Source organism: Mesorhizobium loti CJ3sym, assembly GCF_000472785.1.
Lineage (GTDB): Bacteria > Pseudomonadota > Alphaproteobacteria > Rhizobiales > Rhizobiaceae > Mesorhizobium > Mesorhizobium loti_E.
Map to the genome: position 1 here is coordinate 596,472 of NZ_AXAL01000001.1, position 21,861 is coordinate 618,332.

Genomic DNA, 21,861 nt, shown 5'->3' on the forward strand with positions numbered 1-21,861 from the left:
ACGCGATTTTCACCGACCTGCCCGGCAAAAGCCATGATCGCGGCTATGTCAGGCAGGCATGACAGCTGAAAAAATCGAAATCCGTCAAGCAGGCCTGAACAGGCGCACATGGATCAGGGCGGCCGGCCTCGCCGCCTTGATCGGGCTTGCCGCCTGCAGCACCGTCTCTGCCCCCACAGGCCAAGGTGCAGGCGTTTCCTCCTCCGCCACCGCCACACTGGCCAGCTTGCGTGCCACAGCCGGGCTCGGCCCGCTGGCTCCGGACGCACAGCTCGAACAGGCCGCACTGCAGCAGGCCGGCTACATGGCCTCGCGCGAGCGCATGAGCCACACCATGGGCTGGGGCAAGGATTTCGCCTCGCGCATGAAGGACAACGGAGTGCGAGGCGCCGCGGCCGAAAACATCGCCGAGGGCCGCTTCGACCAGCAGAAGCTGTTCGACATCTGGGCGCATTCGCCCGGCCATCGCCGCAACATGCTCGATCCGGATTTCAGCCGCTTCGGGCTCGCCTATGTGCGTGACGGAAGTGACCCCAACCTGCGCTACTGGTCGCTGGTTCTCGGCAAGTAGGGTTGATTTTCTTGTTTGATGCATGTCGTCATCCCAAAACCGCGACACACTTTTGGGCGACATGCATTACTTCGTCGTCGCCTTGAATTTCCCCATCAGATAGGGACCGGAGCGCACCGGTCCGTATTTCGGCGCCTCGCCGTCGGCGAGACAGGCGTCCAGCACCTGGATCTCGGCATCCCAGTTCGGCTGGTGGAAGAAAGCCATCGACTGGCGCCGGTCCTTGCCGCCCTCGTCAGCAGGCGGATTGACGACACGATGCACGGTCGAGACCCAGCGGTCGTTGGTCCAGCGCGCCATCAGGTCGCCGATGTTGATGACGAAGGCTCCCGGGACCGGCGGCACCTCGGTCCATTCTCCATCCGGCGTGATGATCTGAAGGCCGCGCGATCCGGCCTGCGGCAAAAGGATGGTCAGGCTGCCATAGTCGGTGTGGGCGCCGGCGCGGATCTGGCCGGGTTTGGGCGCGACGTGCTGTTCGGGATAGTTGAGCGCCCTGAGTGCACTGATCGGCGCATCGAGATAGCTGTCGAAATGATTTTCAGGCAGGCCGAGCGCGGTGGCGAAGACACGCATGATGCGCAGCGCCAGATCCTCGAGCGCGGCATAGTAGGCCTTCCAGACGTCGACGAATCCGTCCGGCGCTTCAGGCCAGATCGTCTCGGCATAGCAGAAGGCGAGCGCCTCGGGATCGGACATGCCTTGCGGTATGCGGAGTGGGCCGCCGTTGAAGCTCTCCTTGAGATCGGGTGGCGTGTCGACGTTGCGGGATTTGGCCAATGCCTCGAGTTCGGGGCCGAGATAGCCGTAGGGATAGCCCTTGTAAGGCGCCTTGGCGCGCTGCTTTTGCTCCGGCGGCAGATCGAAGAAGGCGCGTGCCTTCGACCATGCCGCGTCGATCACCGCCTGCGGAATGCCGTGGTTGGTCACAGCCAGGAACCCGGTGTCGCGGCAGATGCGGTCGACTTTGGCGCCGAGCGCTATTTTCTCCTCGGCGCCGGCGTTTTCGAACTTGTCGAGATCGAACACCGGGAATGTCGTGTGCATCGGTCTTGCATCCAACCTGTCAACGAAACGATGCCGTCAGGTCTGGCGATGAGCTAGGACCAACCGACCCGGCAATTCTAGTCCATCTGCGCGGCAGGCACATTGCCTGGCGCGGGCCTAGTCCATGTGCGCGGCTGGTGCGCCACCGGCTGGCGCCCGTGCTGGCTTGCGCAGAAGGAAGACGAACGGGATGGCAACCAGCGTCATCACCATCAGGATTTTGAAGTCGTTGACGTAGGAGATCATCATCGCCTGGAGATTGACCATGCGATCGACCTCCGACAGCGCCGTCGGATCGCCGCCCGCGGCCGCTGGCGAAACCGCCCAGAGGTTGGGATTGAACGGGTTGATGAAGGCCGAAAGCTCGGCATGGTTGATCTGCGTGTTGCGCACCAAGAGCACGGTCACGACCGAGACGCCGATCGACGAGCCAAGATTGCGCACCAGGCTGAACAACGAGGTTGCATCAGTGCGGAAGCGCGCGTCAAGCGTGGCGAAGGCGACCGTCGACAGCGGCACGAACACCATTCCCATGCCCAGGCCCTGGATCACACCGGAGCTGAGGATCAGCCAGTTGTCCATCTGCGGCGTGAAGCTCGCCATGGTGTAGAGCGACTGCGCGGTCAGGAGAAAACCGATGACGACGAGAATTCTGGCGTCGATCTTGTTCATGAGCCGCCCGACGACGAGCATCGAAATCATCGTGCCGATACCGCGTGGACCTATGACGATACCGATGGTGACAGTCGGATAGCCGAAAATGGTCGACAGCATTGGCGGCAGCAGCGACATCGAGGCCAGGATGAGCACACCCATGACGAAGATGAACGCCAGCCCGGTCACGAAATTCCGGTCGAGGAATATCTTGGGGTCGATAAAGGGATGTTCCGCCGTCACCGTGTGAATGATGAACACCCAGAACCCGGTGATGGCCAGGCCGAGTTCGATCCATATCTCGACCGAGGAAAACCAGTCGACCTCGCCACCGCGATCCAGCATCAGCTGCAGCGCGCCGACGCCGAGCGATATCATGGCAAAGCCGAAGAAATCGAAGCTGCGCACGCGCCGGGCAACGGCCGGCAGATAGGCGGCCATGCCAAGGAAGGCGACGATGCCGACCGGCAGGTTGATGAAGAACACCCAGCGCCAGTTGAAATTGTCGGTCAGCCAGCCGCCCAGCGTCGGGCCCAGGATCGGTCCCAGCATGATGCCGGCGCCCCAGATGGCCATGGCCTGGCCGTGACGCTCCTTGGGGTTGATGTCGAGCAGGAAGGTCTGCGACAGCGGCACGATGGCGGCGCCGAACACGCCTTGCATCAGCCGGAACACCACAATGGTTTCAAGGCTCCATGCCAGGCCACACAGCATGGAGAAGACGGTGAAGCCGACCACGGTCGTCAGGAACAATTCCTTGCGGCCGAAGCGGTCGGCGAGCCAGCCGGTGACCGGCGTCATGATGGCGGCGGCGACGATGTAGGAGGTCAGCACCCAGTTGATGTTGTCGGGAGAGGCCCCGAGATCGCCCGTCATGGTCGGCAGCGCGACGTTGGCGATGGTGGTGTCGAGCGCCTGCATGACGGTCGCCAGCATGAGCGCAACCGTGATCAGGCCGCGGTGCGGCACTTCTTTGAAGGGTTCGGGCATGCTCATGGCGCAGAACTTCCAGCAGGTAACAAAACCGTGTAGAAAGGGTTTCCGGGCGGCAACGCCTTCCGTTGAGAGACCCTCATCGCGGTGGGACGCGAATCTCGATGTGGGGGTTACATCGACCGAAAGTCTCTGATGAGCGGATGCCTGCCGCCCGGAAACATGAGGACCGACGGGTCCGTGTCGAAGATTTCAGATTTCGGCCAGGCCGCAACGCGGCTTGAACCAAGCGCTGATCCTTCCCACTCCTCCCATCAGACCAATCCTGCTATCCGCTTCCACCCGCTGTTCTGCGCGGGCTTCCGCCGATTTTACTGCGCGGCCTCGCCAGCCGTGGCGTGACCGAATATGGCGGGAAAACCACGGGCAACGCCGGTATCGACGGTGACGCTGGCGCTCATGCCGGTCCGCAACGCCATCTTGGCGTCGGGATCGGTCAGTTCCAGGCGCACAGGGATGCGCTGCGTGACCTTGACCCAGTTGCCGGTGGCGTTCTGGGCGGGCAGCAGCGAAAATTCCGCGCCCGTTCCCGCACCGATCGCCTTGACCGTCGCCTCGAAAGTCTTGCCCGGATAGGTGTCGACGACGATCTCGGCCTTCTGGCCCGGCTTCATGTTGGTGAGCTGGGTTTCCTTGAAATTGGCATCGATCCAGGTGTCGTTGGTCTCGACCAGCGAAAACAGCGGCGTGCCGGAGCCGACGAACTGGCCGACCTTGAAGGACGAGGCCTGGGAGATGACGCCATCGGCGGGCGCCTTCACCGTGGTCTGCGCCAGGTCGTAGGCGGCCTTGTCGCGCGCGGCGAGCGCGGCCATCACGGTCGGATGCTTGTCGGTTTCGATGTCGGGATTGCCGCCGAGCGCGGCCTTGGCGCTGATGATGCCTTGCTGGGCCACTGTGACCTGCTGCTTTGCCTTGTCGAGGTCGTTGCGGGCCTCATCCAGCGACGATTTGGCGTTGATGCCTTTCTGGGCGAGATCGGCGGCGCGGTCGTATTGCGACTGGGCGTAGTCGACCTCGCTGCTGGCGGACTTTTCCTGCGCCGTCGACTGGCTGTAGGCAGCGCGCAGCTGCTCGACATTGAGGCGCGCGCCGGCAACCGCGGCGTCGGCCTGGGCAAGCGCGATCCGGTAAGGCTCGGGGTCGATGGTGAATAGGAGGTCGCCCTGCTTGACCATCTGATGGTCCGATATGGCAACCTGGACGATGCGGCCCGCCGTATCCGAGGCGATCGACACCTTGGCCTGCTGCAGATTGGCGTTCTCGGTCTCCTGGTAGCGGCCGCCTGTGACCCAGACGTAGCCGCCGCCGATGACCAGCGCAGCAGGAAGCACAAACATCAAAAGCAAGCGGCCAATGCGGCGCTTTTTCTTTGGCGGCGAAGCCGGCTCTTGAACCGGAGGCGCTACCGCGACGGGAGCGGTAGCCGGCTGGGCCGGGGCTTCCATCTCCACCTCGGGGGCGTTTTTGTCTACCTTGGCTACGGCGTTCATGCTGCTGCGCCTTTCGTAGTCTCGACCTTTTCCGAGGACGATGAATCGCCATCCCCTAGATTCTGCGCCATCGCATCGAGCGCCTTGATCAGGACGCGACGGTCCTCCGGCGAAACGCCGACGAGCGATTCCTCATAGACTTCGCCGGCGAGGCTCTTGACCTCGGCATAGGCGGCGCTCGCCTTGGCAGTCGGGAAAATCATCCGCACCCGGCGGTCGGCGGCGTCGGCGCGGCGTTCGATCCAGCCGCCCTCCTCCATCCGGTCGACAAGGCGCGAGACGCTGATCGGCTCGATTTCGAGCAGTTCGGCGAGCCGGGCCTGGGTGACGCCTTCCTCCTTGGCGACACGCACCATGAGCCGCCATTGCGCGGACGACAGGCCAAGCCCGCTGGCGCGCGTCTCGAAGCGCTTGCGCAGCAGGCGCTGCACGTCGTGGATCAAAAATCCCAGTCTATCAATGCCATCTGAAACCATGAGCGATACATATAATAAGCGTGCTTACTATTCAAGACGTCAGTTGTGCTGGAAGCCGGCAAATATGCACGCCGTTTCGATTGGTGAAAGCCTCCGCGACGATGCTGGCAACTGGTGGCGCTCCAAGAACCCGCCATAGCAAGGTGCGAGCCCCTGAGAGGTGCCCATTTGGGCGCTGCGGCCGCTGGTCGCGTATGACATATTCATGTACAGCCGCAGTAAGGATCGGGGGGATCGAGACTATGCCGACGCTTTATGCGCTCAAGCCGGCTTTCCAGGGAAGACTGCGGCCGCTGGTCAACCGGCTGGCGGCAATCGGTGTCACCGCCAACAGCATCACCATCCTGGCGGCCCTGATGTCGATCGCGGCCGGAGCGGCCATCGCGATCTGGCATGAATGGCGCTGGCTGCTGCTGCTCATTCCCGTGGTGCTGTTCGTGCGCATGGCGCTCAATGCGGTGGATGGCATGCTGGCGCGCGAACACGGGCAGGCTTCGACGCTCGGCATGTATCTCAACGAGATTTGCGACGTCGTTTCGGACCTGGCGCTGATCCTGCCTTTCGCAGCCTTTCCGCTGTTCAGCGCATGGGGCGTCATCGCCTTCGCCATCGCTGCCGTGCTGACCGAGTTCGCCGGCGTGCTCGGCATCGCCGCCGGGATCGGACGCAATTACGCCGGGCCGTTCGGCAAGAGCGACAGGGCACTGGCGTTGGGCGTCGTGGCGGTCCTGTGCGCGGCCGGGCTGTGGCCGGCCTCAATCGCGCCGTTTGTGTTTCCGGCCATGGCAACGCTTTCGCTGCTGACCGCCATGAACCGGATACGCGCCGGCCTTATTGGCAGCGCCAGCTGAGCACCGAGGCTCGCCATGCCGCCAGAGGGGAAGACCATGATGCACGGACCGATTGCAGCAGCTGCGGAAAGCCTTGGGCGGCAAGCACAGGAGCGTGTCTTCCACAGCCATGACGGAACCGAGATCTTCTACCGGTTCTGGCCGGCGGCTTCCGCAAATGCCGAGGGCGCGGTGGTACTCTTCCACCGTGGCCACGAACATGGCGGCCGCATGGCCCATCTCGTCGATGAATTGCAGATGCCGGATCACGCCTTCTATGCCTGGGATGCCCGTGGCAATGGCCGTTCGTCCGGCGAACGCGGCTACGCACCGTCCTTCTCGGCGCTGGTGCGCGACATCGACTGCTTCATGCGCGAGATCGCCGCCATGGATGGCTTCGCCTCGCAGGATATCGCGCTGATCGCGCAGTCCTTCGGTGCCGTGCTTGCCGCCGCCTGGGTGCACGACTACGCGCCGAAACTGCGTGCCATGGTGCTGGCCTCGCCGGCCTTTTCGGTCAAGCTCTACGTGCCTTTCGCCAAGGAAGGCATCGCGCTCTGGCAAAAGCTCAAGGGTCGCTTCTTCGTCAACTCCTACGTCAAGGCGAAATTCCTGACTCATGATCCCGTGCGCATCGCCTCTTTCGAGACCGATCCGCTGATCACGCGACCGATCGCCTCCAACATCCTGGTCGAGCTCTACCAGCACGCCGCCCGTATCGTCGCCGACGCCCGCGCCATCACCGTGCCGACGCAGCTTCTTCTTTCAGGAAGCGACTGGGTGGTGCGCCACGGCCCGCAGCACGAATTCTTCGTCAATCTCGGCAGCCGGACCAAGGAACGCCATGTGTTGCCGGGCTTCTTCCACGATACGCTGGGCGAGCGCGACCGGACGCAGGCCCTCGACCTGATCCGGCCGTTCCTCGCCAGGCAGTTCACCGCGCCGGAGGCACCAGTCGACTTGAAGCAGGCGGATATCGCCGGCTACACGCGCGACGAGGCCGACCAGCTTGCCTCGCCGCTCGATCTGTTGTCGCCCAAGGGTCTCTATTGGGCATTCAGCCGCGCCTCCATTCGCATGGGCGCCTGGGTCTCGTCGGGCATGAAGGCCGGCATCACCACCGGCTTCGATTCCGGCTCGACGCTGGACTATGTCTACGAGAACAACGCGCGGGGGCTGACGCCGCTTGGCCGTTTCATCGACCGCATCTTCCTGGAGGCCATCGGCTGGCGCGGCATCCGCCAGCGCAAGCTGCATCTGGAAGAACTGATCGGCTCGTGCCTGGCGGCACTCAAGGCTGCTGGCCGGCCGACGCACATCCTCGACATCGCCGCCGGCCACGGCCGCTACGTTCTCGATGCGGTCGTGAAGAGCCCCGACCAGCCGGCAAGCGTTCGTCTGCAGGATTATTCCGACCTCAATGTCGGGCTTGGCCGCAAGCTGATCGCCGAGCGGCAATTGCCGCCCAACGTCTCGTTCCAACGCGCCGACGCTTTCGATGCCGACATGCTCGCCGCGATCGACCCGGCGCCGGACCTCGCCATCGTTTCCGGCCTCTACGAACTGTTCTCCGACAATGCGATGATCGCCCGCTCGCTCGGTGGATTGGCCCGCGCCATGCAGCCGGGCAGCCTGCTGCTCTACACCAACCAGCCCTGGCATCCGCAGCTCGAGATGATCGCGCGAAGCCTGACCTCGCATCGCGGCGGCCAGGCCTGGGTCATGCGCCGGCGCACGCAACGCGAGATGGACCAGCTCGTCGAGGCCGCCGGTTTCGAGAAACTCGACCAGCGCATCGACCAATGGGGCATCTTCACCGTCTCGGTCGCGCGACGCCTGTAGGACCAGCCGAGGCATGCCGACTGACCCTGAAGCTTCGCAATCCGCAGCCACCGTCGCCGCCGAACCCTATGGCCGAGTGGTCGTCAGGGCAGCGTTGTGGCTGGCCTTCCTGGCGCCGTTCTTCTACCTGACTTATGGCTTCGCCAACTGGCTGGCGTCGCGGCGCGACGATGTCGGCAGCATCGTGTTCTCCTGGGAACACAACATCCCATTCGTCGCTTGGACCATCGTGCCCTACTGGTCGATCAACCTGTTCTACGGGCTGTCGCTGCTGCTCAATGACAACCGGCAAGGGGTCGACCGCCTGGCCGGCCGCTTTCTCACCGCGCAGCTCGTCGCCGTCACTTGCTTCATCCTGTTCCCACTAACGGCGACGTTCGTGCGGCCGCCAACGACCGGCCTGCCGGGCTTCATGTTTGCCGTGCTTGGCGGTTTCGACAAGCCGTTCAACCAAGCGCCCTCGCTGCACATCGCGCTGCTGGTGATCATCTGGGATCATTGGCGCCACCGGCTCGGTGGCCTTCTCCTGCCGCTCTGGCACGGCTGGTGCTTCCTGATCGGCGCCTCGGTGCTGACGACATGGCAGCATCATTTCATCGACATCCCGACCGGGGCACTGCTCGGCTTTTTTGCGCTGTGGCTGTTTCCGCGCGGCGGCGACTTGCCGTTTTCAGCCGCCCGGCTGACCAGCGATGCGAAAGCCCGTCGGCTGGCGCTGTCCTATGCACTGGGCAGCGTCCTTGCGCTGGCCGGTGCCGTGTTCGGCGCATTCTTTTCCGCCGTCGCACTCATCCTGCTTTGGCCAGCCCTGTCGTTGGCCATCGTCGCCCTCGCCTATGCCGGGGCCGGCGCCAAGGTGTTCCAGAAATCCACAGACGGCAGCATCGCGCTCGCCAGCCGCGTCCTACTCTTGCCTTACCGTCTCGGTGCCAGGACAAACATATGGGCCTGGACACGTGATCTTGCTCCGCAGGCGGCGGTGGCCGATGGCGTCTTTCTCGGGCGCTTTCCCACAGCAAGCGAGGCCAACGGCTTCGGCACGGTCATCGACCTCGCGGCCGAACTTGAAAAACCGGCGAGAGCGACTTGCCGCTGGATCAGCTTGCCGATGGTCGACCTGCTGCCGCCACCCGTGACGACGCGGCAACAGGCAGCCGGCGCGCTGGAGAAAGCGCGACGCGACGGCACGGTGCTTGTCTGCTGCGCGCTCGGCTTCCAACGCAGTGCCGGCGTTGTCACCGAATGGCTGGTGGCCACCGGCAGGGCCAAGACACCGGCCCTGGCTCGCGAGATGCTGATGGCCACTGGGCGGCCGGTCCATCTTGCCGAGGCCGTGGAGCGGGCGGCATCATGACGGGCAATGCCTATCAGGAAAGCACCGATCGCTTCGCCCGCATGCTGATGCGGCAGGCCGCCTGGCCGGCCGCAATCGTGGTGGCCGCAAACATCCTTGCGCCGCTGGCCGCTTCGGCGCGCGGCGCCTTCGAGACCTTGCACGCTGCCCTCTCCCTGTCGCTCGCCGCCGCGAGTGCGGTTGCCGTGCTGGCGCTGTCGGCGCTGCTGGCATTCGATGCGCTGCTGTTCCGGCTGATGGCCAGCCATGACGACGAGACTTCCGGTGGTGCCGCGGTGGACAATATGCTGGCGCGCATGCGCCTGAAGCCGCTGCCGCCTTCCACACGTTCGCTCGACGACCGCATGGCCGGTACGCGCCGGTTGCTCATCAGGCAACGCGCCGCCCTTGGCCTGTTCGTGGCGATGCTTTTGGCGGCCGGATTTTGGGCGCCGCGATGAGCAAGCTTGCGCTGAAGACCTTCACCCTGCTGCAGACGGTAACTTCCGTCGGCCTCTCGGCGCTGGCCTGGGTGGTGACCGGGGTGCGTCCGATCTGGAACGGCAGCCTGCCGTCGGACCGGCAGCGCATCTATTTCGCCAACCACACCAGCCATGGCGACTTCATCCTTCTGTCGGCCTGCCTCAGCGAAAAGGAGCGCGCGATCACCCATGCCGTGGCGGCCGGCGAGTATTGGGGAAAATCGCGGCTGCGCCGCTTCATCGCCGAAGATATGCTGTCGTCCGTGCTCATCAACCGGCAATGGACGAAGCCAGAGGAAAACCCGATCGAGATCATGCTGTCGGTCCTCGACCAGGGCCACTCGCTGATCCTGTTTCCCGAAGGCACCCGCAACATGACCGAGGAGCCGCTGCTGGCCTTCCGCTCCGGGCTCTACAATTTGTCGATGGCGCGCCCGGAGGTCGAGCTGATTCCGTGCTGGATCGAGAACATGTCGCGCGTGCTGCCCAAGGGCCAGTTCCTGCCAGTTCCGCTTTTGTGCCGCGTGGTCTTCGGCGCGCCGGTGACGGTGGCCCCGGGCGAAGAGCGCCGCGCCTTTCTCGACCGAGCCCACGCCACGCTCCTGGCGCTCAACCCGCGCCCTGAACGAGACGATTGATGCGCCACGACGTCTCAATTTTGATCATCGGCCTGCTGGTGGTGCTGACGACCGCCAGCATCGTCGCCGCCATACTTTCGGCGCGGGCGCCGAAGCCGCTCAGTTCGACGCTGGTCAATCTCACCCAACGTATCAACGCCTGGTGGGTGATGGTGGCGCTGATGACGGTCGCCTTCTTCTTCGGCCGCTACGGCATGACCATCCTGTTCGCGCTGATTTCCTTCGCGTCGCTGCGCGAATTCGTGACGCTGACGCACACACGCCGCAGCGACCATTGGGTGCTGCTTGGCATGTTCGGCATCATCATCCCGTTTCAATACTGGCTGGTGTGGACCGCCTGGTACGGGCTCTTCGTCATCTTCATTCCGGTCTACTGCTTCCTGCTGATGCCGGCCATCACCGCGCTGCATGGCGACACCGAACGCTTCCTCGAGCGGATCGCTGCGCAGCAATGGGCTGTCATGATCTCGGTCTATTGCGTCAGCCATGTGCCAGCGCTGCTGACGCTCGACGTGCCGGGCTTTGAAGGCCGCAACTTGTTGCTGATCGCCTTCCTGATCATCGTCGTGCAAGGCAGCGACGTGCTGCAATACATCTTCGGAAAGCTGTTTGGAAAACACCGTTTCTCGCCGACCGTCTCGCCGTCGAAAACCTGGGAAGGCCTGATCGGCGGAGTGGTGTCGGCGAGCCTGCTCGGCGCGCTCTTGTCGTTCGTGACGCCGTTTTCGCCGCTGCAGGCGGCTTGCGTGGCCTTCGTCGTCTGTTCGATGGGGTTTCTGGGCGGGCTGGTGGCTTCGGCCATCAAGCGCGACCAGGGCGTCAAGGACTGGGGCCATCTCATCGAAGGCCATGGCGGCATGATGGACCGCACCGACAGCCTCGTCTTCGCGGCCCCGATCTTCTTTCACATCGTGCGCTATTTCTGGACGGTCTGAACCGGCTAGAGCGTTTCATCGTTTCACGGAAACGGCGAACCACGCTATCTCTTTGTTTTTACGCAATTCCCAAGGGAAAGCGCTGTGCGCTTTTCTCGGGAAAACCGCTCACACTTTTCCTGGAATTGCTATAGCGTGGTCAGAGCCGGTTTCGCACAATCATCGTGACGACGAAGAACGCGCCGACCGAGCTGGTGATGATGCCGATCGGCAGTTCCTGCGGCGGCAGCAGGGTTCGGGCCAGAAGATCGCTTGCCAGCAAGAGCACCGCGCCGAACAGCGCACAGCTTGCGATCAGGCGCAGATGCAAGGGACCCGTCAGCGGCCGCGACAGATGCGGGATCATCAGCCCGACGAAACCAATCACGCCAGCGACCGAAACCAGGATGGCCGTCGAGAAGGCGGCGACGAGAAAGGTCGTCCTGCGCATTCGCGCCACCGGCACGCCGAGGCTTTCGGCGGCATTCTCACCGGCCAGGAAAGCGTCGAGCCGGCGGTGGTTCCACAGGGCGTAGGCTAGAATGGTGCCCGCGCCCAGCACGCCGAGCCAAAGATTGTCCCAGCGCGCCAGGCCAAGGCCGCCCATCGTCCAGAAAAGCACGGAATGGGCGGCGCGCTGGTCGCCGGCAAACACCAGATAGTTGGTCAATGCGGTGAACAGGAAGGAGACGGCAAGGCCGGCAAGGATCAACCTTTCCGGGCCTTGCCCCCTCACCCGCGCGACCAGCAAAAGTACGACGCAGGCGGCCAGTATGCCGCCGGTGAAGGCGGCGGCCGGCAAGGTCCAGATGCCGAAACTGTCACCAAACACGGTGATGACGGAAACAGCACCCGCGGCGGCTCCCGACGACAGGCCAAACAGGAAGGGGTCGGCAAGATCGTTGCGGGTCACCGTCTGCAGCAGTGCGCCGACGACACCCAGACCGGCGCCGACACAGATCGCCAGGATCGTGCGCGGCAGCCTGAGGTCGACGACGATCTTGCCGATGGGGCCGGACACGTCGTGCCCACCCAGCCCAACCGCATGGCCAAGCGAGGCAACGACATCCGTCAGTGGGATCAACGTCGAACCATAGGCGATCGACAGCAGCGCGAGAGCGGCCATCGCCACCGCGCCCGCAGCCATGGCAAGCGCGAATGCCTTGTGCCCCGAACGCGCACCGGATCTCTGCTTCGGGGCAAGATGCATCAGAACGCTTCCGGATGCATCGCCTTGGCGATCTTGGCGATCGCTTCGATGTTTGCCGGTCCGGGCGTCAGTTCGGCATAGCGCAGAGCCACGAAGCGCTCGTTCTTGACCGCGTCCGTCTCTTTCATCGCCGGATGGGCTTTAAGGAAATCGAGCAATTTCCTGTAGCCGCCACCGTCCTGGTAATCGAGCAGGATGAGGAATTGCGGATTGCGCGATGCCACCGTTTCCCAGTCGGTATTGCCCCAGCTGGTGTCCATGTCGGCCATGATGTTGTCGCCGCCCGCCGCCGTGATCATGGCGCTCGGAATGGCGAATTTTCCGGCGGTGAACGGCTTGTCCTCGCCCGAGTCATAGAGGAACACCCGCGTTCCCTTGGCGCTGCCGACTTTCTCCGTGATATCGGCGAGCTGCGCCTTCCAGCCGGAGACGAGCTTCTCCGCTTCGGCGTCCTTGCCAAAGATCTTGCCCAGTTTTTCGACGTCGCCATAGAGAAGGTCCATCGAAGCGGCGGGGCGGTTCTTATCGAGATGGACGCAGCTTTCGGTCAGCACCAGAGTCTTGATGCCGTGCGGGGCGAGCGTGTCGGGGGTCACCTCGCCGCCCGGCTTCAAGCCATAGTACCAGCCAGCGAAGAAGAAATCGGGCTCGACCGCGACGAGGTTTTCGAGCGTCGGATATTTCGGCGCCAGTTCCGGAATAGAACCCTGCTCGGCCTTGAATTCGGGACCGACCTTGTACCATCCGGTGATGCCGGTCAGGCCGACGATCGACGGCTGCAGCTTCAACGCGAAGGCCATCTCAGCCATGTTGAGATCATGGATGACGGCGCGCTTGGGCGGCGCATCGAAGGTCAGCGGTTTGCCGCAGCTGTCGACGGTGACGGGGAAGGCGAAGGCTGTCGAGGCCAGCAGCGAGAAGACGAGCGACAGTGCGAGACGTTTCACGGATTTTGCTCCTTGGTTGAACAAGGGATGAAGGATGGGTTCGATCAGGACGGCGGCGCGGCGCGGTTTGGAACGTCGAACACCGTCAGTTCGCGATCCTCGGTAGGATGGCGCAGGCGAAACACGTCGACGCCGAAAATCTCGCGGATCAGTTTTTGGGTCAGCGCTTCGCGGGGTGCGGCGAGCGCATGCAGCCGCGCTTCGTTCATCACCGCGACCCTGGTGGCGAACGGCGCCACCAAAGCCAGATCGTGCAACACGGCGATCACCGTCATGCCGAAGCCGGCCACGAGTTCGAGCAGTTCCGCGCGGGCACGTGGGTCGAGATGGTTGGTCGGCTCGTCGAGGAACAGCACTTTCGGTTCCTGTGCGACAGCGCGCGCGAGCTGCGCGCGTTGGCGTTCGCCGCCCGACAGCGAGCCAATGCTGCGACCAAGCAGCGGCAGCAGGCCGGTCCGGCGCAGTGCATCCACGACAATGTCGCGTTCGTCGCTCCTGCGCCTCAGCCCGGCATGCGGGACGCGGCCAAGTTCGACATAGTCGATCACCGCCAACCGCGGATCCGGCTGGTCGGTCTGGCCGACGACGGCGATGTGCAAAGCCCGCTCGGCGGTCGAGATCCTGTCCAGGCGTCGCCCGCCAAGCTTCACCTCGCCCGAACTTGGCCTGAGCATGCCCGACAGCATGCGTAGCAGCGTGGTCTTGCCGGCGCCGTTGGGACCGATGATGGCGAGGCGATCGCCTGATGCCACCGACAGGCTCACCGCATGGACCAGATTCCGGCCATCCGCCATCGCGCCCAGGTCGCGCGCTTCAAGGAGTGGCATGGTCATCGGCTGTTGCCCGCCAGATTGCCCGGGATGCGAGCCAACGTCTTGCCGGCCAATCCTGCCGGACGCTGTCCCGAGTTGCACCAGCCATCGACGAGCGAAGCATAGAGCCTGGCAAATCGCACCAGATCGCCGGCATCGGCCTGCGCATCGATGGAGCCGAAGAGATAGGCAGCCTTGCCAGGCGCCTGGAAGGCTACCGTCAGCGGTCGTGCGCAGCCCGCCATGCATTCGACGCCTTCGACCGTGAAGCAACGCGCCACGGCGGGTTCATGGTGGGCCGAGAGCCCGGAGCGCAAATCCGCGCACAGACTTTCGCCCGACCTGATCCCGGTCGGGATGTCGCGGCAAAGCGTGCACACGATGATGCGATGATCGATGGCGCCGTCCAACTTTCCGTCACTTTCCAAAACTGGCGACGGAAGGATGTTGGCGAGACGGCCGACAAGACCGACGTCCACGTTTCCTCCCGGCACACCCCGTCCGGTCAACTCAGTGATGGCAGGTCTCCTGGCTCGCGGGTCTCGGCTAAATCCTGCCTTCCCAGCCTTGCCGGCCAGTGGCATGTCGGATCTTGCTCACCGCTTACAGTTGCGGGGGCAGCCACGGTCTCGATCCCATGGGATCTCACCGTGTTCCCTTTTCACCCCTCGCCTTTCGGCTCGGGGACCATCACCGGGCCATGGTAATTTTGCCCGAAGCGCATCGCAACGAATCTTTTCGACTAAACCTGTCACCATCCCGGCACCCAGCAGCCGGGGCTTAGTAGAGAAGGCTCATGTAGCTGTCCCTATTTGTTACGTAATAACAGAACATTAGACCCGCCGCTGTCAATCCTTGCCGCGCCGCTTTTCGAGTTGCCGTGACGGTTGTGAAACGCAGACAGGGCGGAGTTCGCGTGAACCCCGCCCCGGACGTGCTTACTTCCCCGCCAGCGCCTTGGCGTTCTCAGGCGTGATCGCCGTCGTCTCGACGGTGACTGTCGTATCCACCGACGAGGCGCAATCGAGCAGGATCTTCTTCGACATCTCGATCGCTTCCTTGGCGCCGGTCGGATAGGTGAAGGTGGCCGCCCAGTCGCCCTTGGCGACGGCCTCGATGCCACCGGCCGGTCCCGGCAAGCCATCGGTACCGATGATCTTGACGTCCTTGCCGGCGCCTTTGGCGGCAAGCAGCGCGCCTGCCGCCATCATATCGTTCGAAGCATAGAGTACCTTGATGTCGGGATGCGCCTGCAGCATCGCCGAAAAGGCGGTCTGCGCTTTGTCCGGCACCCAGTCGGCGGCCTGCTCGGCGACGACCTGGATCTTGGCATTCTCCTTGACGCCGTCCTTGAAGCCGTTCAGCCGTTCGACAGCCGGCGTCGAGCTTGGCAGTCCTTCAAGAACGGCTGCTTCGCCGCCGTCCGGCAAGAGGGTCTTGGCGGTGTATTTGCCGGCCTCGAGCGCGATCTTGTAATTGTCGCCGCCGATGAAGGCGGTGTAGTCCTTGCCGGGGTCGCCCACCGTCTTGCGGTCGAGTTCGATGACCGGGATGCCGGCATCCATGGCGCGCTTGACCGCCGGCGTCAGCGGTGCAGCCTCGAAGGGCGAGATCAGCAACAGATCGACCTTCTGGGTGATGAAGTTGTCGACCTGCGAGGTCTGCGTGTTGACGTTGCCGGCACCGTCAGCGATCTGCAGCGTGAAGCCCGGCACTTGCTTGGCCGCCGCGGTCAGTTCGTCATTGACATGCTGGCGATAGGGCTCGGCATTGTTGGCCTGCGAAAAGCCGATGATGAACTGGCCGTCCTTGGAGCAGGCCTTGACCAACGGGTCGGCAGCCTGCGCGGTTCCTACAATGCACAGGCCAGCGCCTGCCAGAAGCACGGCGTGAAGCACGCGCATCGATCCTCTGTTCATGGTTTTCATAACTCACTCTCCTCCTCGTCGGGCCGGGGGCCCGACCTTGGTTTCAGTCGTCATTTGCCGCATTCCTCCTAACGACCCAAACCCTCGCGGCGGCGAACGAGGGATTGAAGCACGGCCGCCAGAACGATGATCGCGGCGGTTGCCAGCAGCTGCATGGCTGGCGTGATGTTGTTGAGCTGAAGGATGTTGGCGAGCGCGCCCAGCATGATGGTGCCGGCCACGGTGCCGACCATCGAGCCGGCGCCGCCGAACAGGCTGGTGCCGCCGATGACCACGGCGGCGATTGCCGTGAGTTCATAGCCCATGCCGTCATTGGCGCTGCCGAAGTTGAACTGGCCGGCATGCACGATGCCGGCAAGGGCTGCGGCAAAGCCGGTGATGGCATAGACCGAGATCTTGACCATCGAGACTGGCACACCGGAAATGCGCGCCGCGCGCTCGTTGCCGCCGACGGCAAAGACATAGCGGCCGAAGCGCGTGGTGTTGAGGACGATCGTTGCAATCGCGGCAAAGGCAATGAAGACGATGGTGGCGACCGGCACGGTATTGTGGAACAGGCGCTCCCCCAGCACCGCGAACACCGGCGGCGCCAGACCCGGCCCGTCACCATAGGAAATGTTGATGTACTGGTTGCCCGAAACGACCAGCGCCAGGCCGCGCGCCGCCTGAAGGCCGGCGAGCGTGACGATGAAGGGCTCGAGTCGGAAGCGGCTGGAGATGGCGCCCTGGATGGTGCCGAAGACGATGCCCATGATGAGCACGGCGAGGATGGTGGGGATAAGCCCGAACCCGCCGGAGATCATCATCGTCGCGGTGACGACGCTGGACAGCCCCAGCACCGCGCCAACCGAAAGGTCGATGCCGGCGGTGATGATCACGAAGGTCATGCCGATGGCGATGATGCCTGTCTCCGACACCGCGCGCACGATGTTGGCGATGTTGTCGGGGTCGAGGAACAGGATTGCGCCGTGACGGCGCGGCGAGAAGATGATGCCTCCGATCGCCACCAGCACCAGGCCGATCAAGCTCTGGAAGCGCACGATCAGCGCCAGAGGATCACGATGTACCGGTGCCGCGGCCACCGGCCCGCTTGCCGCCGAAATCTTGCCTTCAGACATCAGGCCTCCCTGCCATTTGCCGCGGCCAGCACCGTGTGCTCGTCGACGCCGCCGATGAATTCCGCCACATTGCGCCCCTGGCGCAGCACCACGATCCGGTCACAAAGACCGATCAGCTCCGGCATCTCGCTGGAGGCGACCAGGATGCCGAGCCCTTGCGCGGCCAGTTGCCGCAAGCGCGCGTAGATTTCGCCCTTGGCGCCGACATCGACGCCGCGTGTCGGCTCATCGAGAAGCAGCAGCCTTGGATTGCCGAGGATCTCCTTGGCCAACACCACTTTCTGCTGGTTTCCGCCCGACAGCGCGCCAACAGCGATGTCGGGGTTCTTCGGCCGGATGTCGAACTGGCCGAAGGACTGCTTCACCGCATCCGCCTGGCGGCGCGGCGACATCAGGCCGGCCGGCGAGATCCGGCGGATCACCGACATGACCAGGTTGAGGCCGACTGCCATTCTGAGCATCAGGCCACTGCCGCGCCGGTCGTCGGTGACGAAAGCGATGCCGGCATTGCGTGCGGCCTTGATGGAATTGAGTTTTACGGGCTTGCCATCAATGGCGACCTCGCCTTCCCAACGGCCCAACAGGCCGGTGCCATAGAGTGCGCTGAGCAACTCGGTACGCCCCGCCCCCATGATGCCGGCAAGCCCGACGATCTCGCCCGCCTTGACGTCGAGCGAGACGCCGGTCGGCGGCTGCCATCCGGCACTTTCATGGATGAGCCTGAAGCTCGCCTTGCGCAGGCTGAGCAGCGTCTTGCCGGCCGTCGTGGCGCGTTCGGGATAAAGTTCGTCCAGCGGCCGTCCGACAAGGAGCCGAACCAGCTCGGCCTGCGGCGCGTGCGGCTCGGTGACGCCGGCAATGCTGCCGTCGCGCATCACCGTCACCCGGTCAGCGATCTGCGGCACCTCCTCGAGGCGATGTGAGATGTAGACGATGCCGACCCCGCTGGCGGCGAGCTTGCGCATGATGTCGAACAGCCTCTCGACCTCGCTGACCGTCAGCGCCGCTGTGGGTTCGTCCATGATCAGCACGCGCGAGGCGTAGGACAGCGCCTTGACGATCGCCACAACCTGGCGCTGGCCGATCGACAGGTTCGCGACCATGCTGGCCGGATCGATGGCCAGTTCGATGGCTTCGAGCCGCTTGCGCGCTTCGGTGCGCATCGCCGGCACGTCGAGGAAGCCGCCCGGCCGCATCAGTTCGCGGCCAAGAAACAGGTTGGCGGCGACGTCGAGCGTCGGCACCAGGTCGAGCTCCTGGAAGATGGTGGCGATGCCGGCCGCTTGCGCCTCGCGCGGATTGTTGAAGCGCATAGGCTTGCCGTCGATGAGGATGGTGCCCTCGTCCGGCGTGTAGACGCCCGACAACAGGTTCATCAATGTCGACTTGCCGGCGCCGTTCTCGCCAAGCAGTGCGTGGATTTCGCCGGATTTGAGGTCGAAGTCGACGCCGCGCAGCGCCTGGACGCCGCCGAAGCGCTTGACCGCGCCGGTGACGGAAAGCAGCGGCGCGCTCATATTGACCTCATGGGGGCTGACCTCATGAGGGCCGGCCTTGCACAGGATTCTCGAACCTGTAGCGCCGCCTGGAGCCGCACTGCCTGCGGCTCCAGGCCGGTCGACGCGATGCGGGCGCAAAGCAAGGCAGCCGCTTGCCGTCCAATCTCGGTGCAGGGCTGCGCGACAAGTGTCAGCCGCGGCTCGAAACAATCGGCCCATTCGAAATCGTCAAAACCAGCAAGCGAGAGATCCCGCGGTATCGAGAGTCCCCTTTCGCGGATCGCCCGCACGGCTCCGATCGTCGTCATGTTGTTGCCGGTGACCAATGCCGTGGGCGGCGACGGCAACGACAGAACGGCATGGGTCGATGCCGCGGCGCTCGCCGTGTCAACGTTGTCGGGCGAGACATAGTGCGGCAGGCATTCGAGTCCATTGGCCGCCAGTGACGACTGGAACGCCTCGATGCGTTCGCGCGTCGTTGCCAGACCCGGCTGGCCGGCGATGTAGCCGATGCGCTTGTGGCCGAAGGAGGCGACATGGTCGATCAGCGCCCGCATCGACGACTGGTTCTCGACGCCGATCTGATCGAAGCGCTCATCGGCGAAACGGTCGATGAGCACGCATGGCAGCTTCTTTTCGGCCAGATAGTCGATGGCCCGCTGCGGCGCGCCCGACGGCGCCAGGATAACGCCATCGACCCGCCGCTGGTGGAATGCGCGCACCACCGACAGCTCACGGTCGGGATCCTCCTGCGTGTCGGAAAGGAACACCATGAGGCCGAGCCGCGCGCATTCGGCCTCCACCGCGCAGATGATGTCGGTGAAATAGGGATTGGAAATTGCCGAGATAGCCAGGCCGACGCTGTTGGTCGAGGATACTTTCAGCGAGCGCGCCAACTCGTTTGGTTGATAGCCCATCACGGCGATCGCGTCGTTGATCAGCTGCGCCTTCTCGGGTGAGACAAAGCGGGTGCGGTTGATGACATGGGACACGGTCGAAACCGACACGCCGGCGCGGCGCGCGACTTCAGCCATTGTCGGCATGGTGGCTCAAACGGAGTGCTGGCAAGCGCTCCTCCCTGATGCTGCGTTTCCGGTCCGCTCTTGTAGGCTATGGCGGATTTCAGAGGACGATAGCGTCGTCGAAACGTTTGCGCAATCGCTTCGATGGCATTGCCCGCCAATATTTGCGCGCTGCGCAATTTCGATCAAACTGCCACGCGCGGAAACGGCAAGATGGTCCGGCCAATGCGAGGAACCCATGAACCCGACCGAGAAAGCACTGTGGTTCGTCGAAAGCCATCTGCCGGACGCGATCAGTCTCGACGATGTCGCTCAGAGCAGCGGCGTGTCGCGCTTTCATGTGACGCGCGCCTTCGGCGCCGCCACCGGCCGCTCCGTCATGGGCTACATGCGCGCACGCCGGCTGACCGAGGCGGCGCGCAGGCTGGCCGGCGGGGCGCCCGACATCCTCTCGGTGGCGCTCGATGCCGGCTACAACTCGCATGAGGCTTTCACCCGTGCCTTCCGCGACCAGTTTGGCACCACGCCGGAACTTGTGCGCGCACAAGGCTCGACCAACACCCTCGATCTCGTGGAGCCTATCCTGATGGACCAGACCCTTCTTGCCAACCTCGAACCACCGCGCTTCGAGACCAGCCGGCCGTTCCTGATCGCGGGGCTCGGCGAACGCTACAGCTGTGAAACCAGCGCCGCCATTCCGATGCAGTGGCAGCGCTTCGGCCCCTATATCGGCAACATCCCGGGCGAGACCGGCGACGTTGCTTACGGCATCTGCGTCAATGGCGACGATGCCGGAAATTTCGACTACATCGCCGGCGTCGAGGTCTCCGATTTTTCGGACCTGCCAAAGGAATTCAGCCGCGTGCGCATACCGGCACAGAAATATGCGGTGTTTTCGCATCGCGAGCACATCTCGACAATCCGCCGCACCGTCAACACGATCTGGAACAAATGGCTGCCGGCCTCCGGGCACGAAATAGCGGACGCGCCAGAATTCGAACGCTATGGCCCGGAGTTTGATCCGCGCAGCGGCAATGGCGGGCTGGAGATCTGGATACCGGTCAAATCATGAGGCGCCGCTACAGCTCCAGATCCCACGTCTGCCCAACCAGATCCTTGCCGAAGGAATGGTGCGCCTCTTCCTCGATCAATTTGAAGCCGGCCACCTGGTAGATGTGCCGGGCGGCGGTCAGGATGTCGTTGGTCCACAAGGTCAGCGTCTTGTAGCCCTTGGCGCGGGCAAAGCCGATGCATTCCTCGACCAGCCGCTTGCCGATGCCGAGGCCTCGCGCCGACGGTTCGACATAGAGCAGGCGCAGCTTCGCCACCTGCTCCGACTTGCGCACGACGAAGACCGAGCCGACGACCTCGCCATTACGCTCGGCGATCCAGCTGCGCTCCCATTTCGGGTCGAAGGATTTGACGAATGCCGCGAGGATTTCGGCAACCAGCGCCTCATAGGTTTCGTCCCAGCCATAGTCCTGCGCGTAGAGCATCCCTTGCCGACGGGTGATCCAGCCGATGTCGCCGACCTGCAGCGGCCGCAGCAGATAAGGGATCCTTGGCTCGGCGCTTTCGCCCAGCAGGGCCTGGACCGTCCGCATGGATTTCACCAGCCGATCCTGCTCCGACGCCGGCAGCCGATCGAGCAAGGCCGCGACCTGGTCGTGCGAATCCTTGTTCAGCGGCGCGAAGGCAGTCCTGCCCGCCGGCGTCAGCGCAATCGACGATTGCCGGGCGTCCGAAACGAGCGTCGACCTGGCGATGAGGTGAAGGCGCTCGAACTTCTTCAGCAAGCGGCTGACATAACCGGCGTCGAGGCCGAGATCGCGCCCGAGGTCGGTCGCGGTCAGACCGTCAAGTTGCGCCAGCTCGTAGAGCACGCGCGCCTCGGTCAGCGAGAAGGCGCTTTTCAGCAGTCCTTCGTCGAGCAGCCCGATCTGGCGGGTGTAGAAGCGGTTGAAGGCCCGCACGGCATCGATCAGCTGCTTGTTGGGCGCATTGTTGGGCTGATGGTGAATCGTCATGGGCATCTCCTGTCTTTACAGGATC

Annotated in this window: 21 protein-coding genes and 1 riboswitch; of the genes, 8 read left to right on the forward strand and 13 right to left on the reverse strand. The window is 63.9% G+C overall.

Translation table 11 applies throughout. From position 1 onward, the window contains the following. Positions 1-58 precede the first annotated feature (58 nt). Positions 59-571: a CAP domain-containing protein gene (locus tag A3A9_RS0103280; RefSeq protein ID WP_027057492.1), complete on the forward strand. Its 513-nt coding sequence runs from the start codon at positions 59-61 to the stop codon at positions 569-571. A gap of 66 nt (positions 572-637) precedes the next feature. Here the strand turns inward: A3A9_RS0103280 and A3A9_RS0103285 are convergent, their stop codons facing one another. The 4 genes from A3A9_RS0103285 to A3A9_RS0103300 form a co-directional block, all read right to left on the reverse strand. Then, positions 638-1,618: an isopenicillin N synthase family dioxygenase gene (locus A3A9_RS0103285; protein WP_027057493.1), complete on the reverse strand. Its 981-nt coding sequence runs from the start codon at positions 1,616-1,618 to the stop codon at positions 638-640. A 117-nt stretch (positions 1,619-1,735) separates the two neighbouring features. Continuing rightward, on the reverse strand, positions 1,736-3,268 hold the full coding sequence (locus A3A9_RS0103290) for a DHA2 family efflux MFS transporter permease subunit (protein ID WP_027057494.1): 1,533 nt from the start codon (positions 3,266-3,268) through the stop codon (positions 1,736-1,738). Between the two features lie 308 nt (positions 3,269-3,576). Continuing rightward, entirely contained in the window at positions 3,577-4,758 is a 1,182-nt protein-coding gene (locus tag A3A9_RS0103295) for an HlyD family secretion protein (protein WP_027057495.1), read from the reverse strand. Next, positions 4,755-5,234 (reverse strand): MarR family winged helix-turn-helix transcriptional regulator, encoded by a 480-nt coding sequence (locus A3A9_RS0103300; protein ID WP_027057496.1) that lies wholly within the window; start codon positions 5,232-5,234, stop codon positions 4,755-4,757. Before A3A9_RS0103300 ends, A3A9_RS0103295 begins: the two co-directional genes overlap by 4 nt. A gap of 242 nt (positions 5,235-5,476) precedes the next feature. On the opposite strand from A3A9_RS0103300, the gene A3A9_RS0103305 reads away from it, so the two are divergent. The 6 genes from A3A9_RS0103305 to A3A9_RS0103330 are packed head-to-tail and all read left to right on the forward strand — an operon-like array spanning position 5,477 to position 11,294. Next, entirely contained in the window at positions 5,477-6,085 is a 609-nt protein-coding gene (locus A3A9_RS0103305) for a CDP-alcohol phosphatidyltransferase family protein (protein ID WP_027057497.1), read from the forward strand. 36 nt (positions 6,086-6,121) lie between these two features. Further along, complete coding sequence (locus tag A3A9_RS0103310) at positions 6,122-7,906, forward strand: bifunctional alpha/beta hydrolase/class I SAM-dependent methyltransferase (RefSeq protein WP_161634473.1); 1,785 nt, start codon at positions 6,122-6,124, stop codon at positions 7,904-7,906. A gap of 13 nt (positions 7,907-7,919) precedes the next feature. Further along, entirely contained in the window at positions 7,920-9,260 is a 1,341-nt protein-coding gene (locus A3A9_RS0103315) for a phosphatase PAP2/dual specificity phosphatase family protein (RefSeq protein ID WP_027057499.1), read from the forward strand. Further along, positions 9,257-9,700, forward strand: coding sequence for a hypothetical protein (locus A3A9_RS0103320; protein ID WP_027057500.1), 444 nt, complete (start codon positions 9,257-9,259; stop codon positions 9,698-9,700). The genes A3A9_RS0103315 and A3A9_RS0103320 overlap by 4 nt, the downstream gene beginning before the upstream one ends. Further along, complete coding sequence (locus A3A9_RS0103325; RefSeq protein WP_027057501.1) at positions 9,697-10,359, forward strand: lysophospholipid acyltransferase family protein; 663 nt, start codon at positions 9,697-9,699, stop codon at positions 10,357-10,359. Before A3A9_RS0103320 ends, A3A9_RS0103325 begins: the two co-directional genes overlap by 4 nt. Next, on the forward strand, positions 10,359-11,294 hold the full coding sequence (locus A3A9_RS0103330; protein ID WP_027057502.1) for a phosphatidate cytidylyltransferase: 936 nt from the start codon (positions 10,359-10,361) through the stop codon (positions 11,292-11,294). Before A3A9_RS0103325 ends, A3A9_RS0103330 begins: the two co-directional genes overlap by 1 nt. Positions 11,295-11,433: 139 nt before the next feature. Here the strand turns inward: A3A9_RS0103330 and A3A9_RS0103335 are convergent, their stop codons facing one another. From A3A9_RS0103335 to A3A9_RS0103370, 8 genes are all read right to left on the reverse strand, one after another. Continuing rightward, entirely contained in the window at positions 11,434-12,483 is a 1,050-nt protein-coding gene (locus A3A9_RS0103335; protein ID WP_027057503.1) for a FecCD family ABC transporter permease, read from the reverse strand. Then, positions 12,483-13,430, reverse strand: a complete 948-nt coding sequence (locus tag A3A9_RS0103340; protein ID WP_027057504.1) for an ABC transporter substrate-binding protein — start codon at positions 13,428-13,430, stop codon at positions 12,483-12,485. Before A3A9_RS0103340 ends, A3A9_RS0103335 begins: the two co-directional genes overlap by 1 nt. Before the next feature lie 44 nt (positions 13,431-13,474). Then, a complete protein-coding gene (locus tag A3A9_RS0103345) occupies positions 13,475-14,263 on the reverse strand; it encodes an ABC transporter ATP-binding protein (protein ID WP_027057505.1) in 789 nt (262 codons plus the stop codon). After that, the gene (locus A3A9_RS0103350) at positions 14,260-14,721 is read right to left on the reverse strand and encodes a DUF1636 family protein (RefSeq protein WP_245278965.1); all 462 of its coding nucleotides are present in this window, start codon (positions 14,719-14,721) and stop codon (positions 14,260-14,262) included. The genes A3A9_RS0103345 and A3A9_RS0103350 overlap by 4 nt, the downstream gene beginning before the upstream one ends. Positions 14,722-14,743: 22 nt before the next feature. Then, positions 14,744-14,949: riboswitch (cobalamin riboswitch) on the reverse strand. 231 nt (positions 14,950-15,180) lie between these two features. Further along, complete coding sequence (locus tag A3A9_RS0103355) at positions 15,181-16,170, reverse strand: substrate-binding domain-containing protein (protein ID WP_245278966.1); 990 nt, start codon at positions 16,168-16,170, stop codon at positions 15,181-15,183. Between the two features lie 68 nt (positions 16,171-16,238). Next, positions 16,239-17,288, reverse strand: coding sequence for an ABC transporter permease (locus tag A3A9_RS0103360; RefSeq protein ID WP_027057508.1), 1,050 nt, complete (start codon positions 17,286-17,288; stop codon positions 16,239-16,241). After that, positions 17,288-18,805 carry a sugar ABC transporter ATP-binding protein gene (locus A3A9_RS0103365; protein ID WP_027057509.1) on the reverse strand — a complete coding sequence of 506 codons (1,518 nt, stop codon included), beginning with the start codon at positions 18,803-18,805 and terminating at the stop codon, positions 17,288-17,290. Before A3A9_RS0103365 ends, A3A9_RS0103360 begins: the two co-directional genes overlap by 1 nt. Beyond that, positions 18,802-19,830, reverse strand: coding sequence for a LacI family DNA-binding transcriptional regulator (locus A3A9_RS0103370; protein ID WP_027057510.1), 1,029 nt, complete (start codon positions 19,828-19,830; stop codon positions 18,802-18,804). The genes A3A9_RS0103365 and A3A9_RS0103370 overlap by 4 nt, the downstream gene beginning before the upstream one ends. A gap of 217 nt (positions 19,831-20,047) precedes the next feature. On the opposite strand from A3A9_RS0103370, the gene A3A9_RS0103375 reads away from it, so the two are divergent. Next, a complete protein-coding gene (locus A3A9_RS0103375) occupies positions 20,048-20,881 on the forward strand; it encodes an AraC family transcriptional regulator (protein WP_027057511.1) in 834 nt (277 codons plus the stop codon). Positions 20,882-20,888: 7 nt separating this feature from the next. Here A3A9_RS0103375 and A3A9_RS0103380 read toward each other — a convergent pair whose 3' ends face one another. Next, complete coding sequence (locus A3A9_RS0103380) at positions 20,889-21,836, reverse strand: bifunctional helix-turn-helix transcriptional regulator/GNAT family N-acetyltransferase (RefSeq protein WP_027057512.1); 948 nt, start codon at positions 21,834-21,836, stop codon at positions 20,889-20,891. Positions 21,837-21,861: the final 25 nt, after the last annotated feature.

What these genes read in the sequence shown, in the direction of transcription:
- A3A9_RS0103280 (WP_027057492.1), top strand. Translation starts at nt 59, where the DNA reads ATGACAGCTGAAAAAATCGAAATCCGTCAAGCAGGCCTGAACAGGCGC.
- A3A9_RS0103285 (WP_027057493.1), bottom strand. Translation starts at nt 1,618, where the DNA reads ATGCACACGACATTCCCGGTGTTCGATCTCGACAAGTTCGAAAACGCC.
- A3A9_RS0103290 (WP_027057494.1), bottom strand. Translation starts at nt 3,268, where the DNA reads ATGAGCATGCCCGAACCCTTCAAAGAAGTGCCGCACCGCGGCCTGATC.
- A3A9_RS0103295 (WP_027057495.1), bottom strand. Translation starts at nt 4,758, where the DNA reads ATGAACGCCGTAGCCAAGGTAGACAAAAACGCCCCCGAGGTGGAGATG.
- A3A9_RS0103300 (WP_027057496.1), bottom strand. Translation starts at nt 5,234, where the DNA reads ATGGTTTCAGATGGCATTGATAGACTGGGATTTTTGATCCACGACGTG.
- A3A9_RS0103305 (WP_027057497.1), top strand. Translation starts at nt 5,477, where the DNA reads ATGCCGACGCTTTATGCGCTCAAGCCGGCTTTCCAGGGAAGACTGCGG.
- A3A9_RS0103310 (WP_161634473.1), top strand. Translation starts at nt 6,122, where the DNA reads ATGATGCACGGACCGATTGCAGCAGCTGCGGAAAGCCTTGGGCGGCAA.
- A3A9_RS0103315 (WP_027057499.1), top strand. Translation starts at nt 7,920, where the DNA reads ATGCCGACTGACCCTGAAGCTTCGCAATCCGCAGCCACCGTCGCCGCC.
- A3A9_RS0103320 (WP_027057500.1), top strand. Translation starts at nt 9,257, where the DNA reads ATGACGGGCAATGCCTATCAGGAAAGCACCGATCGCTTCGCCCGCATG.
- A3A9_RS0103325 (WP_027057501.1), top strand. Translation starts at nt 9,697, where the DNA reads ATGAGCAAGCTTGCGCTGAAGACCTTCACCCTGCTGCAGACGGTAACT.
- A3A9_RS0103330 (WP_027057502.1), top strand. Translation starts at nt 10,359, where the DNA reads ATGCGCCACGACGTCTCAATTTTGATCATCGGCCTGCTGGTGGTGCTG.
- A3A9_RS0103335 (WP_027057503.1), bottom strand. Translation starts at nt 12,483, where the DNA reads ATGCATCTTGCCCCGAAGCAGAGATCCGGTGCGCGTTCGGGGCACAAG.
- A3A9_RS0103345 (WP_027057505.1), bottom strand. Translation starts at nt 14,263, where the DNA reads ATGACCATGCCACTCCTTGAAGCGCGCGACCTGGGCGCGATGGCGGAT.
- A3A9_RS0103355 (WP_245278966.1), bottom strand. Translation starts at nt 16,170, where the DNA reads ATGAAAACCATGAACAGAGGATCGATGCGCGTGCTTCACGCCGTGCTT.
- A3A9_RS0103360 (WP_027057508.1), bottom strand. Translation starts at nt 17,288, where the DNA reads ATGTCTGAAGGCAAGATTTCGGCGGCAAGCGGGCCGGTGGCCGCGGCA.
- A3A9_RS0103365 (WP_027057509.1), bottom strand. Translation starts at nt 18,805, where the DNA reads ATGAGCGCGCCGCTGCTTTCCGTCACCGGCGCGGTCAAGCGCTTCGGC.
- A3A9_RS0103370 (WP_027057510.1), bottom strand. Translation starts at nt 19,830, where the DNA reads ATGCCGACAATGGCTGAAGTCGCGCGCCGCGCCGGCGTGTCGGTTTCG.
- A3A9_RS0103375 (WP_027057511.1), top strand. Translation starts at nt 20,048, where the DNA reads ATGAACCCGACCGAGAAAGCACTGTGGTTCGTCGAAAGCCATCTGCCG.
- A3A9_RS0103380 (WP_027057512.1), bottom strand. Translation starts at nt 21,836, where the DNA reads ATGACGATTCACCATCAGCCCAACAATGCGCCCAACAAGCAGCTGATC.